Annotated in this window: 13 protein-coding genes; 9 read left to right on the forward strand and 4 right to left on the reverse strand. The window is 33.1% G+C overall.

Going from position 1 to position 15320, the window contains the following annotated elements; translation table 11 throughout:
* Positions 1 to 2: 2 nt before the first annotated feature.
* From JE46_RS03015 to JE46_RS03030, 4 genes are read right to left on the reverse strand one after another with little or no spacing between them, the layout of a single operon-like run.
* Positions 3 to 1016 (reverse strand): AAA family ATPase, encoded by a 1014-nt coding sequence (locus JE46_RS03015; protein ID WP_031453783.1) that lies wholly within the window; start codon positions 1014 to 1016, stop codon positions 3 to 5.
* A gap of 43 nt (positions 1017 to 1059) precedes the next feature.
* Positions 1060 to 2268 carry a DUF4350 domain-containing protein gene (locus JE46_RS03020; RefSeq protein WP_031453784.1) on the reverse strand — a complete coding sequence of 403 codons (1209 nt, stop codon included), beginning with the start codon at positions 2266 to 2268 and terminating at the stop codon, positions 1060 to 1062.
* A complete protein-coding gene (locus JE46_RS03025) occupies positions 2261 to 3034 on the reverse strand; it encodes a hypothetical protein (protein ID WP_031453785.1) in 774 nt (257 codons plus the stop codon). The genes JE46_RS03020 and JE46_RS03025 overlap by 8 nt, the downstream gene beginning before the upstream one ends.
* A 12-nt stretch (positions 3035 to 3046) precedes the next feature.
* On the reverse strand, positions 3047 to 4027 hold the full coding sequence (locus JE46_RS03030) for a stage II sporulation protein M (RefSeq protein WP_031453786.1): 981 nt from the start codon (positions 4025 to 4027) through the stop codon (positions 3047 to 3049).
* A gap of 20 nt (positions 4028 to 4047) precedes the next feature.
* On the opposite strand from JE46_RS03030, the gene JE46_RS03035 reads away from it, so the two are divergent.
* The 9 genes from JE46_RS03035 to JE46_RS03075 form a co-directional block, all read left to right on the forward strand.
* Positions 4048 to 4782, forward strand: a complete 735-nt coding sequence (locus JE46_RS03035) for an RDD family protein (protein WP_031453787.1) — start codon at positions 4048 to 4050, stop codon at positions 4780 to 4782.
* A gap of 100 nt (positions 4783 to 4882) precedes the next feature.
* Positions 4883 to 5485, forward strand: a complete 603-nt coding sequence (locus tag JE46_RS03040; RefSeq protein ID WP_031453788.1) for a trimeric intracellular cation channel family protein — start codon at positions 4883 to 4885, stop codon at positions 5483 to 5485.
* 9 nt (positions 5486 to 5494) lie between these two features.
* Positions 5495 to 6472, forward strand: a complete 978-nt coding sequence (locus JE46_RS03045) for a hypothetical protein (protein ID WP_031453789.1) — start codon at positions 5495 to 5497, stop codon at positions 6470 to 6472.
* The gene (locus tag JE46_RS03050) at positions 6469 to 7590 is read left to right on the forward strand and encodes a DegT/DnrJ/EryC1/StrS family aminotransferase (RefSeq protein ID WP_031453790.1); all 1122 of its coding nucleotides are present in this window, start codon (positions 6469 to 6471) and stop codon (positions 7588 to 7590) included. The genes JE46_RS03045 and JE46_RS03050 overlap by 4 nt, the downstream gene beginning before the upstream one ends.
* Before the next feature lies 1 nt (position 7591).
* A complete protein-coding gene (locus JE46_RS03055) occupies positions 7592 to 8869 on the forward strand; it encodes an O-antigen translocase (RefSeq protein WP_031453791.1) in 1278 nt (425 codons plus the stop codon).
* Between the two features lie 235 nt (positions 8870 to 9104).
* Positions 9105 to 10136 carry a hypothetical protein gene (locus tag JE46_RS03060; RefSeq protein ID WP_051872805.1) on the forward strand — a complete coding sequence of 344 codons (1032 nt, stop codon included), beginning with the start codon at positions 9105 to 9107 and terminating at the stop codon, positions 10134 to 10136.
* Between the two features lie 52 nt (positions 10137 to 10188).
* Complete coding sequence (locus JE46_RS03065) at positions 10189 to 11139, forward strand: hypothetical protein (protein WP_051872806.1); 951 nt, start codon at positions 10189 to 10191, stop codon at positions 11137 to 11139.
* Positions 11140 to 11166: 27 nt separating this feature from the next.
* A complete protein-coding gene (locus tag JE46_RS03070) occupies positions 11167 to 11619 on the forward strand; it encodes a T9SS type A sorting domain-containing protein (RefSeq protein WP_167343412.1) in 453 nt (150 codons plus the stop codon).
* An 8-nt stretch (positions 11620 to 11627) separates the two neighbouring features.
* Positions 11628 to 15320 (forward strand): SpvB/TcaC N-terminal domain-containing protein (locus JE46_RS03075; protein ID WP_035136372.1); only part of this gene is annotated, 3693 nt, incomplete at its 3' end.

Genomic DNA, 15320 nt, shown 5'->3' on the forward strand with positions numbered 1-15320 from the left:
TATTATCGCGGAATTTCTACTGCTTCAATTATCTGTTTAATGATTTCAGAGCTTGTAATTCCTTCCATTTCACGTTCAGGAGCAACAATCACACGGTGTTGTAAAACCGGTACAGCAGCTTCCTTAATATCTTCAGGAGTTACAAAATCGCGGCCTTTAATTGCGGCGAAACCTTTAGCTGCATTTAGAATTGCGATTGATGCACGAGGAGAAGCTCCTAAATATAAAAAAGCATTTTCGCGGGTATTCACCACAATTCGGGCAATGTATTCCAATAAATTTTGCTCTACCCTGATTTGTTTGATCAAAGTCTGATATGCTTTTATCTCTTCAGATGATAATATCGTTTTAATGGCTTCCAGCTTTCCGTGGTCCTGTAATACATGTTCTCTCTGGATAATCAGGATTTCTTCGTCTAATTTTGGATAATCAATAGATATCTTGAATAAAAAACGGTCTAATTGTGCTTCAGGTAAACGATAAGTTCCTTCCTGTTCAATAGGGTTTTGTGTAGCGATAACTAAAAATGGAGTTTCAAGCTGAAAGGCTGAACCGTCAATTGTTATTTGGCGTTCTTCCATTACTTCAAAAAGTGCAGCTTGTGTTTTGGCAGGAGCACGGTTAATTTCATCAATTAAAATCAAATTCGAGAAAATCGGGCCTTGCTTGAATTCGAATTCGGAACTTTTTAAATTAAAAATCGATGTTCCTAAAATATCCGAAGGCATTAAATCAGGTGTAAACTGAATTCGACTAAATCCAATGTTAAGCGTTTTCGATAATAATTTGGCTGTAATGGTTTTGGCAACTCCGGGAACACCTTCCAATAAAACGTGTCCGTTTGATAAAATAGCAACTAAAAGCTGATCGATCATTTTATGCTGACCTACAATTACTGTTTCCAGTTCTTTTTTAATGCTGTTAACGTGTTCTAAAAGCGGTGCCAGATTAAGTCTGGTTTCAAAATTTACATTCTCGTTTGTGATTTCGCTTTCTGTTGTATTGATATCGTCCATGTTTGGTATGTTTTTCTTTTGAATGAATTTCTGTTAAAAAATATTAGTGTAAAATTTTCTCGATCGCATTATTAATTCGGATTAAATCTTCTTCGAGGCTTCCGTGATAACTTTTTCGATGTTCATTGATTAAAAATATAAGGTCCCGAATATCATTTTCATCTTTTCTGGATTTGTTATGTAATTTTTTAATAAAGTCATCATTGAGATTTGTAGTATCGATTAAATATTCATTTCTGATTTTTTCCAGAAAATAAATAATTTTTTTGTCAATAATATTATCATGATCTCCTTCCTGAAAGTATAAATTTCCAATAGTTTTGGTAAATTCAACAGTTAAGTTAGGCAATGGAGTTAATATGGGAACTATTCTCTGTTTTCGTTTGGCATTAAAAAGGATAAAAATCAATATTCCGATTAAAGATAAATATAAAGCCCATTTTAATGCCGGCTGACTTAAAATATAGCGCAAAGGTGAATCTGAAATTGATTCGCTGTTTTGCCCTTTTGTATACCAATAAACATTTCCTTTTGGAACATAAGAAAGAACCTTTTCAGCATATTGATAATGATTGTCTTTTAATAAGTGAAAGTTAGAAAAAGCAGCAGGCTGAGTATGCAAATAAAAGTAACCGTTTGAATAGGGGACTTTTATAAAATTGATATGTTTTTTATTTTTTGCATTTGCCTGATACCCCAAAACAGTAGTACTTGCAGTATCAATTTTAGAGAAATAATAATTTCCCATTCCTTCAACAAGATGGAATTTTTTTGAGCTTATATTTTTATTGGCCATCCAGATTGAAGTACTGTCAGAATACTGAAAATCGGTTCTGAAATCAATTTTTAAGCTGTCTAAAAGCGGCTGTGGAAAAGTCTTCATACTTAAAAAAACACTATTTCCATGCGATACAAAATAAAAAAGCTCTTTCATGGACTGATCGTCAATCGAAGCAAATTCTGTGATATTTAAAAAAGTTCCTTTTATTTTGTAAGTGCCTACAATTGTATCAGGTACATATTTAGAATCAAGAAATTCATACGGTGTTAATGCTGATATTCTTTCTATTTTTTGGTTTTTTAAAAGCCCGTTGATTTCCTTATCGAAAACATGTAACCCAAGCGGAATTTTATCATTTACAGAATAGGTGGGAGTCCAGTCAATTTCTTTAGAAGTATCATTACCGGCAATCAAAATTAAGGCAAAAATAAAAACCAGGATAGCGATGTAAATTTTGATGGATTTATTCATGGCTAAAGGTTTTTAAGGATTTCTTGAATTGGTTTTCGGCTTTAATAAAAGCAGCTTCATCAATTTCAAATTCTCCATACCAGATGTAATTATACAAGTATGATAAATAGGTAAATTCTTCTTTGTGAGCAGGTTTTTTAAGTTCGTACAAATAATCCGAATTAGTTTTTTCAATATCCCATTCGATGTAACGATTTCTCGCCATAATCTTTAATAACCAAAGATAATAGTACCGAATCGCAATTCGCTTTTCTCCGGCCTGAATGCTTTCTTTAATAAGTTTTTCGAAATCCAGAAGATGAATGTTTTTTTCAATATCTGAATAATGAATTGTTTTTTGTTTGGCATCTTTACCGAAAATCCATTGGCCTTCTCTGTTAATCAGTGCTTTGACGATTAGATAAATAACGAAAATAATAATCAGGACTGCTATTACTTTTAATAAAACAGCAACAAAATTAAGCGAAGCCTGTGGATCCTTAAAAGTGAACATTCTTCTAAATAAGCTTGCCAGCCATTCTTTGAAATGATCCCACCAATTTTTTTCAGGAGCTTTTGGTTCATATACAAAATCGTTGTCCGAATATTTTTTTTTGAAATTTTTCTGAAATGTCTGGTTTTTAATAGTATCAGAATCTACATAAATATCAGCTTCGGAATATTTAATAGTATTAACTTTTGGAGGCTCCTGGTTTACCAAAGTATCCTGGGCAGTGGAAACTCCAAAGCAAAAAAGAGAATATAAAACAAGTAAAAATTTATTCATTATTGGTTTTCGTTAATTCAATTTAGCAGATGCTTGTTGTATTTTTTTGTGAACAATAAAAGGATAAACCAAATAATAAAAGGAAATAGCACATAAAGTAAAAAGGATGATAAAAATACTAAGCCAGTTTGGCATATCTATGGAGTAGCGGGTAATAAAACCTTCAAGGAATCCTGCACTAATTGTAAAAGGCAGAGTGCTTAAGAATATTTTAAAACTGTTTTTAAAGCCCATTTTAAAAGAATTTATCCTTGAAAAAGTTTTCGGAAAAAGCATGGAAGCGCCTAAAATAAATCCGCAGGCAGCTTCTATTACCATAGCAAAAATTTCCATAGATCCATGAATCCAAATGCCGCGAACACTCTTCCAGAAAACATTTTGTTCATAAAAAAAATATTGAAAAGTACCTATCATGATACAGTTTTGCAGAAAAAAGATAAAAGTTCCGATTCCGGCAAAAATGCCATAAATGTAGCATTTGGCTCCAACTTCTAAATTGTTTTTTGTAATGCTAATAAAGCTTCCCCAGTCGCTTCCTGAACCATAAACAGCCATTGGGTTTCCTTTTTTGATGTTTTCCAGTGTCATGTTTACATAGCCATCGCTCAATATTAATCGAGAAAAATCAGGATCATATCTTGCAGAAATAACGCCAATGCCTACAGATACAAAAAACAGTACAAATGCATACAGCAAATATCTTCTGTAATTGTAAACCAGAAGGGGGACTTCTGTTTTGAAAAATTCAAGTAACCTGTTTTTTTCGGTTCGTTTGGTTTTGTAAATCTTTTGATAAATCTGCGATGCAAGGTGATTTAAGTAAATAACAGTTTTACTTTTTGGGTAATACGTTTGGGCATACGACAGGTCATTCATCATTTGAATGTACAAATTAGCTAACTCATCAGGATTTTTTTTAGCTTTACCAAAAATAGCCAGTTCAAATTCCAGCCATTTTTCTTTATTTTGTTTTATGAATGCAACTTCTCTCATCGAGGGCTAAAATATAAAATATGTCAGAATTATCTATAACTACAACACAAAATGTTAAAATAAATTTTAAAGCGGCTTCTGCAGGTGAGCGAATAGGAGCCTATTTACTCGATTTGATCATAAAAATAGCCTATTTGATAGTAATTGGACTGGTGTTTTTTTATTGGTTAAGATTGGATAAAATAATTGATACATTGGATGAATGGTCAATAAGAGCTGTCTTTATTATAATATCTCTTCCAATTATTGTATACACTATTACATTAGAAAGTATTTTTGAGGGACAAACAATAGGAAAAAAATTGGTCAAAATTAAGGTTGTAAAAATAGACGGTTATCAGGCTGGATTTGGAGATTATCTTATGCGATGGTTTTTTAGATTATTAGATGCTTCAATTATTGGTTTAATAACAATGATTTCAAGTAAAAAGAGCCAACGATTAGGAGATATGGTAGCAGGAACAGCAGTAATTACTTTAAAAAACAAAATTGATATCAGCCATACCATATTAGAAGAAATAGGAGATGCATATGTACCCACTTATCCTTTGGTTATAAAATTATCAGACAATGATATGCGTATTATTAAGGAAACTTTTTTAATGGCAGAAGAAAAAAACGATTACGAAATTATTTATAAACTGGTTCATAAAATAGAAAAGGTTGCAGGAATTAAAAATCAATCTATAGGAGACCCTGCAGATTTTATTCGTACTGTTTTAAAAGATTATAATTTCTATACACAAAACATGTAGGGTGTAAAAGTCAATATCAATGACAATGTCAAATTCAATAAAAAAAGATAGTTTTTGAATCTTAGAAACTTAATGATTCAGAACCTTAGAACCTAAAAAAATGTTTCATCTTTTAGATATTATCGGTACAATGGCATTTGCTATGTCAGGTGCTTTAACAGCCATGCATAAAAAACTGGATCCTTTTGGTGTTTTTATAATTGCTTTTGTTACTGCAGTTGGAGGCGGGACGCTGCGTGATGTTCTGATTGGAAGAACTCCGGTAGGATGGATGCTGGATCTGCAATATGTTTATGTGATTATTTTAGGTTTTGGATTTGCAATTCTCTTTAGGAAAAAGTTCGATAAGCTTCGTACCTCATTATTTCTGTTTGATACGATTGGTTTAGGGGTTTTTACTTTAATTGGTCTTGAAAAAGGAATTTCTATTGGGCTGCATCCTGTAATTTGTATCGCTTTAGGAACAATGACAGCCTGTTTTGGCGGAGTTATTCGTGATATTTTGTGTACAGAAATCCCAACGATTTTCAGAAGGGAAATTTATGCTACGATTTGTATTTTTGGAGGAATTGTGTTTTTTGCTTTAAGAAGTTTAGAATTAAATGATGATATATTGTATTTGACAACTTCAATTGTTATAATTTCGGTACGTTTAATGGCAGTAAAATTCAAATGGTATTTGCCGGCATTCGATCATAAATAAAAAGTAAAATTGAATAAATATACCGTAAAAAAATATACCGAGAACGATTATAAAATATGGAATGACTTTATTGTCCAGGCCAAAAATGCTACGTTTCTGTTTCACCGGGATTTTATGGAATACCATAAAGATCGTTTTGAAGATTATTCTCTAATGGTTTTTGAAGGAGAAAAATTGGTTGCCGTCTTGCCTGCTAACAAGTCAGAAGGAATTTTGTACTCGCATCAGGGATTAACTTATGGGGGAGTAGCTTATGGGGATAAAATAAAATTGGCCTTAGTTATTCAAATATTTAAAGCCGTTTTGCAATTTTTGAATGACAATAATATTCAAAAATTGCAATTAAAATTAATTCCCTCCATTTATCATCAAAAACCCGCTGAAGAACTGAATTATATATTGTTTTTATTAAAAGCACAATTAGTCAGAAGAGATACTCTGGCTGTTATTGATTTATCTGAACCTTATACGTTGTCTAAAATTAGAAAGAGAGGTGTCAAATCCGGAATAAACAATGGTTTGGTTATTAAAGAAGTTGATGATTTTAATGATTTTTGGAATGAAATATTAATTCCAAATTTATTACTAAAACATCAGGCTAAACCGGTACATACCTTAGAAGAAATAACAAGATTAAAGGCCTTATTTCCCCAAAAAATCCGTCAATTTAATGTCTATGAAAATGGCAGTATAGTTGCGGGAACCACTATTTTTGAAAGTTCAAAAGTTGCGCATAGTCAATATATTTCTGGTAAAGAAGACAAAAACGAACTTGGAGGGCTTGATTTATTATTTTATAAATTGATTTCTGAGGTCTTTAAAAATAAGCGTTTCTTTGATTTCGGAATCTCCAATGAAAATCAGGGTAGAAACCTGAACGATGGATTGTCGTATTGGAAAGAAAGTTTTGGGGCAAATATTATTGTTCAGGACTTTTATGAAGTGCAAGCTTCTAATTATGATGTATTAGATACAGTTTTGTTATGATTAAATTTCTCGATTTAAAAAAAATAAATGAGTCTTACGAAGCCGATTTTTATGAAAAAATGAAATTGGTTTTAGAAAATGGCTGGTATATTTTGGGCAATGAAGTCAAGGCATTTGAAAGCGATTTTGCTCACTATTGTGGAACAAAATATTGTGTAGGTGTCGGCAATGGTTTTGATGCTTTGGTTTTGATTTTTAAAGCATACATTCAATTAGGGAAACTGCAAAAAGGAGATGAAGTAATTGTTCCCGCAAATACATATATTGCTAGTGTACTGGCTATTTTGCATGCTGATTTGATCCCGGTTTTAGCTGAACCAGACTTAAAGAGCTACAATATTAACCCTGGTTTAATTTTAAAAAAAATCACACCTAAAACAAAGGCTGTTTTAGCAGTTCATCTTTACGGTCAATTAGCTGAAATGAGAATTATTAATGAGATTGCAAATCAAAATAACTTATTGGTAATTGAAGATGCAGCTCAGGCACATGGAGCCGTTTTAGTTGAAAGTGGAATGTTAAAAGGCGAAAATAAAAAATCGGGAAATTTGTCTAATGCTGCTGCTTTTAGCTTTTACCCTGGAAAAAATTTAGGTGCTTTGGGAGATGGAGGAGCAATTACTACAAATGATGCGCAGTTGGCAAAAGTACTTTATTCGCTTCGAAATTATGGTTCTCAAAAAAAATATCATAACGAATTGGTTGGTGTTAATTCAAGATTAGACGAACTGCAGGCTGCTTTTTTAAATTTGAAATTACCTGATTTAAATCAAGATAATCAGAAACGCCGTGAAGTTGCCAGTCGTTATTTAGCTGAAATTAAAAACAATAAAATAATATTGCCTTTTTGGAACTTATCTGAAAATCATGTTTTTCATTTGTTTGTTATCCGAACTGAAAACAGGGATGAATTGCAAAAATATTTGTTAGAAAACGGAATTCAGACAATGATTCACTACCCAATTCCAACACATAAACAAAAAGCATTTTCAGACTGGAATAAGTTATCTTTTCCGGTTACTGAAAAAATACACAATGAGGTTTTGAGTTTGCCAATTAGTCCGGTAATGAGAAATGATGAGGTGAGTTTTGTTATTGAAATTTTAAATCGATATTAAATTGAACTTTATAAAGAAAATAATACAAACCGATCTGTTTAAAATTACTTCTTTAAATAGTCTGAGTGTATTATTAAAGATTGGAATAGGATTGATTACCTCAAAATTACTGGCTGTTTTTGTTGGTCCCAGTGGAATGGCTTTAGTCGGTAATCTTCGAAATTTTTCATCATCATTAGAAAGTATTACTACTCTTGGCTTTCAAAATGGGGTTGTAAAATATGTAGCTGAACACAAAAATGATAAGTTGCAACTTCAAAAAATAATTGCTACGGCATTTATCAGCTTATTATTTGTTGCTGTTGTTTCAAGCTTTATTTTGTTCTTCTTAGCAGCGTTTTGGAACACACAAATTTTTGGAAATAATTTTGATTATCAAATAATTTTTAAAGCGATAGCTTTAGTATTACCCTGGTATGCAATTTCGGCTTTTTTGCTTTCGGTTATTAATGGCATGGGAAAGTTTAAGGAAGTAATTTGGACAAATATCACAGGGAATGCAATAGGTTTGTTGGTTTCATTTTACATGATTTGGAATTATAAAACCTTGGGAGCTTTGCTTTCGATAGTAATTTCACCTTCATTATTGTTTTTTGTTACGTTTTATTTCATCAGTAAAGAGCTTAGTCTTTCATTAATAATTAAATTTCGAAATTTTGATTTTGAAACTATAAAAAAGTTATCATCTTATTCACTTATGGCTTTGGTTTCCTCTGTGTTAGGGCCATTAGTTTATTTGGTCATTCGAAAAAATATAATTGAAGTGATAGGATTGGAGCAAGCCGGTTTTTGGGAAACGATGACCAGGATTTCAACTTATTATATGATGTTTGTTACCACAATTTTAAGTGTTTATTTTTTTCCAAAATTGTCAATAGCCAAAAATAACAAAGAGACACAAAATATTTTCCGGACTTTTTATAAAAATATTTTGCCACTATTTGTACTTGCGGTAACTGTTATTTACTTTGCTCGATTTTTTATTATAAAATTGCTCTTTACTCCTGATTTTTTGCCAGTTACGACCTTGTTTTTTTGGCAATTAACGGGCGATATTCTAAAATCTGCTGCATTGGTTTTGGGATTTCAGTTTTTTGCAAAAAAAATGACAAAGGCTTTTATTCTTTCAGAAATAGCTTCACTTGCTGTTTTGTATTTTTTGAGTCATTATTTTGTTGTAATATTCGGTATCCAAGGGATCGTTATGGCGCAGGCTTTGGATAATTTTATTTATCTGCTGGGGTTAGCTGTTTATTTTAGGAAAAGTTTGTTTGGATAGTTTTTTAGATTTATCATTTGTGATAGATGTCTTTGTAGAGATAATTATATAAGTAATTGGTACATTTTGTAATGAAATAGTGTTTTTTTTTTCTTGTGAAATTATATTTAAAATAATTATTAGTTTGTTTTTTTAATGAAAATTCATTTCTATATTTTAGATTTTTTTTATTAAGAATAATTCCTTCTTTATTTATTAATATTGCACTGCATTACAATAAATAAATTCAGACAAAATGAAAAATAAAATTTCACTGCTTTTTTTGGGAATTCTTTTTTTTAATACAACGCTAAAGGCACAAATTAGTACCGGTGCTGGAGGAGCTGCGAGTGTATTACCTAATAGTACAACTACAAATACTAATGTGGGTATAGGAACTACTGAGCCGACTTATAAGTTAGAGGTAGTAGGTAGTATAAAAGCTAATGAAGGAGAATTTTTTAAGTCCCTTCCGGATGGATCAACTTATACTGACTGGAAAGATAGGAATATTAGGGATAGGGTTTTGAATTTAGGCACTCTAAGAGACCCTTTAGACAATGGTAGATTATTGCGTTTTGTTGATCATCCGCAATCAAATCTTGATGCAAAATCTAATTTTGGATTTGCTATTGATGATAGGAGTAATCATACAAGGTTTGCTGTAAGTGCTGAAACAGGGGGAACTGGAACATTTTCATTATTGGATCGAAATCAAACAGAATACCTTAAAGTGTTTGAGGATGGCACAGGAAAGGTATATCAGCAAATGGGTAAGCCAGATTCTAAATTGTGTATTGGTGGATATTCTAATTATGTCCCTGGTCTTCCTCATAAGTTGGTAGTGCAAAATGGAAGTGCCTTAATAGAAGGAAATATTCTAACAGATGCAAATATCGGCATCGGAACGTCAAACTTTACAGATGGCTCAGATACTTATAGACTTTCTGTAAAAGGAAAAGTAAGGGCAGAAGAAGTAAAAGTGTACAACACCTGGGCCGATTATGTTTTTGCCAAAAACTACGATTTGAAACCACTTGCAAAAGTAGAGGAGTACATCGCCCAAAACGGTCATTTGCCAAATGTGCCATCTGCAAAACAAATTACTGAAAAAGGGCTGGAACTTGGAGAAATGGCAAAGATTCAGCAGGAAAAAATCGAAGAACTTACATTGTATTTAATTCAGCTGAATAAGCAACTTGAAGAACAAAAGCAATATTTAATTCAACAAAATAAAGAAATGGAAGAATTAAAAACTCAGGTAAAGTCATTATTGTCTAAAAAATAATCTTAACAGCTTTAAGGGGCGTTTACATTTTAATATAACTAAAACTATAACAATGAAAAATAATTTTACAATGCTTTTTTTTAGCGTTCTCTTTTTTAACATAACCTTAAATGCACAAATCAGTTCAGGTGCCGGGGGAAGTATTTTACCAAATAATCCAACTTCAAATAATAATATGGGAATAGGTGTAAATAACCCAAAGGCTAAACTTGAAATTGAAGGTTTTCCAACAATTAATAGGACTTATACATTTTTAGATCATGGAGATAGTTTCGATAAAAGTGTATTATTAAATATTGGAACTATAAGATCAACAAGTGGATCAAGATTATTAACATTTAGCGATGTGCCACCATCTAATATAGTACCGAATGGACAAACGATGCTTGCAATAGAAGACAGAAATGATGCGAATCGATTAAGACATCACGCCACTGCTAATGGTCCTAGTCTTTTTACATTGAGTGATAAAACACAGACAGCAGTTTTTCAAATGTATGAGGACGGGTTGAATGCTTTTTTTGATTTACCGAAACCTGGATCATATTTAACAGTTGGAGGTATTGCAGTATGGCCTATTGCACATAATTTTTGGGTAAAAACAGGAACATCAAAATTCGATCATGACGTCTTTATAGATACTAATTTGTGTATAGGTACTTCAAGTTTTACAGATGGTTCAGAAACCTACAGACTTTCAGTAAAAGGAAAAGTAAGGGCAGAAGAAGTAAAAGTCTACAACACCTGGGCCGATTATGTTTTTGCAAAAAACTATGATTTGAAACCACTTACAAAAGTAGAGGAGTACATCGCTCAAAATGGTCATTTGCCTAATGTACCATCTGCAAAAGAAATTACTGAAAAAGGGCTGGAACTTGGAGAAATGGCAAAAATTCAGCAGGAAAAAATCGAAGAGCTTACACTTTATTTAATTCAGCAAAATAAGGAAATCGAAGAGTTGAAATCTCAGATGAAGCTGTTATTAGCTGCCCAAAAAAAATAAGTTTATCACTTTAAAAGAATCAGTTTAATGAAATATTATATTATACTAATGGTGTTGGCTTTTTCGCTATTGTCCACTGCCCAAAACCAAACGAAGATTAAGTTTAGTTATGATAATGCCGGCAATCAGACAAGCAGGACATTGTGCGTTAACTGCCCGCCGGAAACAGGAAAACAGATTAAAGAAATTGAAGCCATTGTTGATGAAGACCTGGAAAAAATAGAAGGAGAGGATATGATTTCTTACTATCCCAATCCGGTAAAAGAAGAACTGTATCTAAAATGGGAACTGACTGATGACAATTATGTAACCTCCATCCAGCTTTTTTCACTTACAGGACAGGTTTTAAAAACGTTTCAGGGAACTAAAAATACAAATACCCAGAATATTTTGTTTCAGTCATATCCGTCAGGGGTGTATGTTGTTTTAGTTAACTACAAATCAGGTGCCCCAAAATCATTTAAAATTATCAAGCAATAAACTGTGATATGAAACACTTTTACTTTTTCATTTTTATTTTAGCTACACATTTTTCTTTTTCACAAAATTTTACAGATACTAAAGGCGAACTGCAGATAGCAGCTTCTGGTACTGCTACTTACACGCTACCTATAGCTACACCGCCCAGTATCAAAAATGTCGCACCTATTATTAATCTTACCTATAGCAGTGGTGTAAGAGGAGGAATTGCAGGACAGGGATGGAGTATCAACAGTATTTCGGCAATCAGTCGTATAGCTACGCGTCGTGATATTGACGGTTTTGTAGACGGAGTTGATTTTGATGATAATGACAAACTGTCTTTGGATGGCCAGCGCTTATTAATAAAAACAGGTACGTATTGGGCGCACGGTTCTACCTACGAAACCGAATATAAAAGCAATACTAAAATCGAATTAAAAATCGAAGGCACTGTAACGTATTTTATAGTCACGGCACCGGATGGTTCCAGAAGCTGGTACGGCTCAAAAGGAGGCGGAAGCCTGCAAAATTCAGTATCGGTTAATTCCTGGTATATTGTCCGTTTTGAAGATACATATGGAAATTTTATTGATTATACGTATCAAACGGTTACTTACAACAGTACAAGCCAATTGTATATTGATACGATTGTTTTTAGCGGAAACACTGCAGCAGGAATTGCAACTCAGAATAAAATTGCTTTTAAGTACGATAATTCAAAACGTATAGAAAGGGATTATATGAAAGGGGCTGTAGTCTATGCAACTAAAATTTTAAAATTTGTAGAGGTATATGCTAATAATACACCTTTCAGGACTTATCAATTGACACATACGGAAGATGAATCAGGATATGAAAGAGTAACAAGTGTAAAGGAAATCAATGCTCAAAGCGAAGAATCAAATCCGGTAGTTTTTGAATATAATACAACTCAAACCAGTACTACAAAGACTGAAAAAACGTATAATAATAATCTAAATTTTAGTGAAGCAGAAGCTGCTGGTGATTTTGATGGTGATGGACAGTTGGATTTTATTGCTGATAATAAAATTTTCACCAAATTATTTTTAGAAAATAGTGGAAACGCAGGCATCGCAATGCCTTCTGGATATGGAATAAAACCTTTTGCGGCAACCACATTAGCCAATAATAAGCTAAATCAATTTAACTCAATTGTAGCCACAACTAATACATTAACAAGTACTACTTTTAATGTTTATAATCTTACATCAGCCAATAATGTTGTATTAAATCAATCTAAGACTATAAATATTGATAATTTAGTTACTCATGATATTTTTTTAGATGTTTATAAAACAGTTGATACTGGTTTTCTTGATTATGGTCATAATTGTACAGAAGGCTCAAAAATAAAATCTTCTGCTGAATATTTAGAAGGGGATTTTGATGGTGATGGTATAAGTGAAGTGTTAATATACCAATCTGTGAATGAGAAATATTATTTTGAAGAAACAGAGGATTGGTATACATCTAGAATTACATGTCGTACATATTATAAATATGAAGAGCAGGAATGCTATATTTTGTCTCTTGACCCAAATGCCTCAACCACTCTTGGGGAGAAAGGATATATTAAGTTTCAAAATAGTTCTTTGTTAATCGGAGAAAAAAAATATATCGCAGATTATAATGGAGATGGAAAATCAGATGTTTTGGTAATTGGCACAGATAAAACCTATAAAATTATAAGTTTTAAGCAACTTGCAGTAAGCCCATGGATCGAATTAGAAGTAATCGGTTCAGGTATATTAGACAAATATTCAAAAACCAAACAACTTCTTTTAGGCGACTATAACGGAGATCGCAAAACAGATGTAATGCTGCCTGATTCAGAAGGAGGAGAAGGAAAAATACAATGGCATATTTATTATAGTAATCAGAAATTGACTGGAGGAGAATTTTTTGTAAAAGAATCACATAATATTGTAGAATATCGCCCGGATACGAGCAAAGAAAGCGATCCTTACAAAACGCAAATACATTTAAGTAATTATTATGCCATTGATATTAATAAAGATGGTAAATCTGATTTGGTTCGTGTTTGGAGAATGTATTACAAACCAAAATGGACAATCAACGACCATGATACAAAATGGCGTGTAACAGCTTTTTTGAATAATGTAGGGAAAGTTGAGGCTTCAGGGTTTACACAAACATATTCTTCAAATGAATTTGAGTCAGGTTCTCCTGATATCCCAATTCCTTTAGTTTCCAATTACAGATACGATGGTGCCAATACGGATTTGGTTATTGTCCGTGGACATTCTAACAAAATCGAATATTACCAATTCAATAAAGATTTTGACAAGGATAATCGATTAAAGACAGTCACAGAAGCCAATGGAAAAATCATCCAGACTATTGAGTACAAGCCAATGATGCCTCCTGAAACTGGTACTACAAATAGCAGCATTGATTTTTATTCTTCGGCAGATACAGTAAACTATCCCAATATTGAGATTATCAGAAACTCAGGCAGTTATTTGGTTTCCAAATTAACCGCTACAATCAATGGAATCTCGAAATATCAGGATTTCAGGTACCGCGGCTATGTATCCAATTTTAATTACGGGACAGTCGGTTTTACCAGAACCACAAGAAGCAGCTGGTACTTATCTGAGTCCGATACCAAAATATGGACCACGCAGCACAATGACGTCAATCTGAGAGGAGCAAATATTATAACCTGGTCAAGCACAACAGGAACTACTGTTTTTGATGCGACACCTTCAAATTTGTTAAGTACTAAAACCAGTATATTTGGAGGATATACAAAAGGCGGGGGTGATACTGTTTCATCCAGCTCCATTTCGGATGTTCTGAATATTACAGCCCCTGTAACTGCCGGGCAGACCTATAAAGCAGGTGCTTCTATAACGGCTTCCTCTGCAATAAACAATGATATAGCAGTTCACTATCAGGCACCTCAGATTATTTTAAAACCCGGATTTTATGCTAGTGCTGCCAATAACAGCAAGTTTACCGCAACTCCGGCTGCTACTCAGGGCGGAAGTAATGCCCCAGTTTCCAATAATAGTGTTTTCAATGTTTTATTGACCAAAGAGACCACGGTAGACCATTTGTCAGGTATAAAAAGTGAAACTATTTTCAGTTACGACGGAACTGCTGAAAGCCCGAATTATTATGGTTTAGAAACCAGAACGGTTACCAAAAAATATAATGGTTCAAACGTGCAGGGAACCACTACAGTTGATACGGAATATGACAATAATCCATCAGGAGGGGGAAGCTCTTATTATATAGGGAGACCTAAAAAAGTAAATACGTCAACGAGCATTTACACAGGAGACACCCGAAGCTCTGAAGAAGTGTATACCTACACAGGAACTAATCTTACCCGAACAGAGAAAAAAGGACATAATACCTATGCCATTGTCGAGGACATGACTTATGATTCAGTAGGGAATCTGCTGACCAAAACGGTTTCTGCACCAAATGCATTGCCGGCACCGACAGCCCGAAAAATAACAGACGAGTACGATGCCACCAAACGTTTCGTGGTCAAAAAAACAGATCATCAAAACTTTGTAACTAATTTTGTTTACAACAGACTGGGTCAGGTAACACAATCAACAAGCCCTTTTGGAGTAGTAAGCGATTATACATTTGATAATTGGGGAAAACTGACCAAAACCAAAACGACCGGTGCATCTGCAGTGCCATTGGAAACCACCATT

The organism is Flavobacterium chungangense LMG 26729, from assembly GCF_000735715.2.
Lineage (GTDB): Bacteria > Bacteroidota > Bacteroidia > Flavobacteriales > Flavobacteriaceae > Flavobacterium > Flavobacterium chungangense.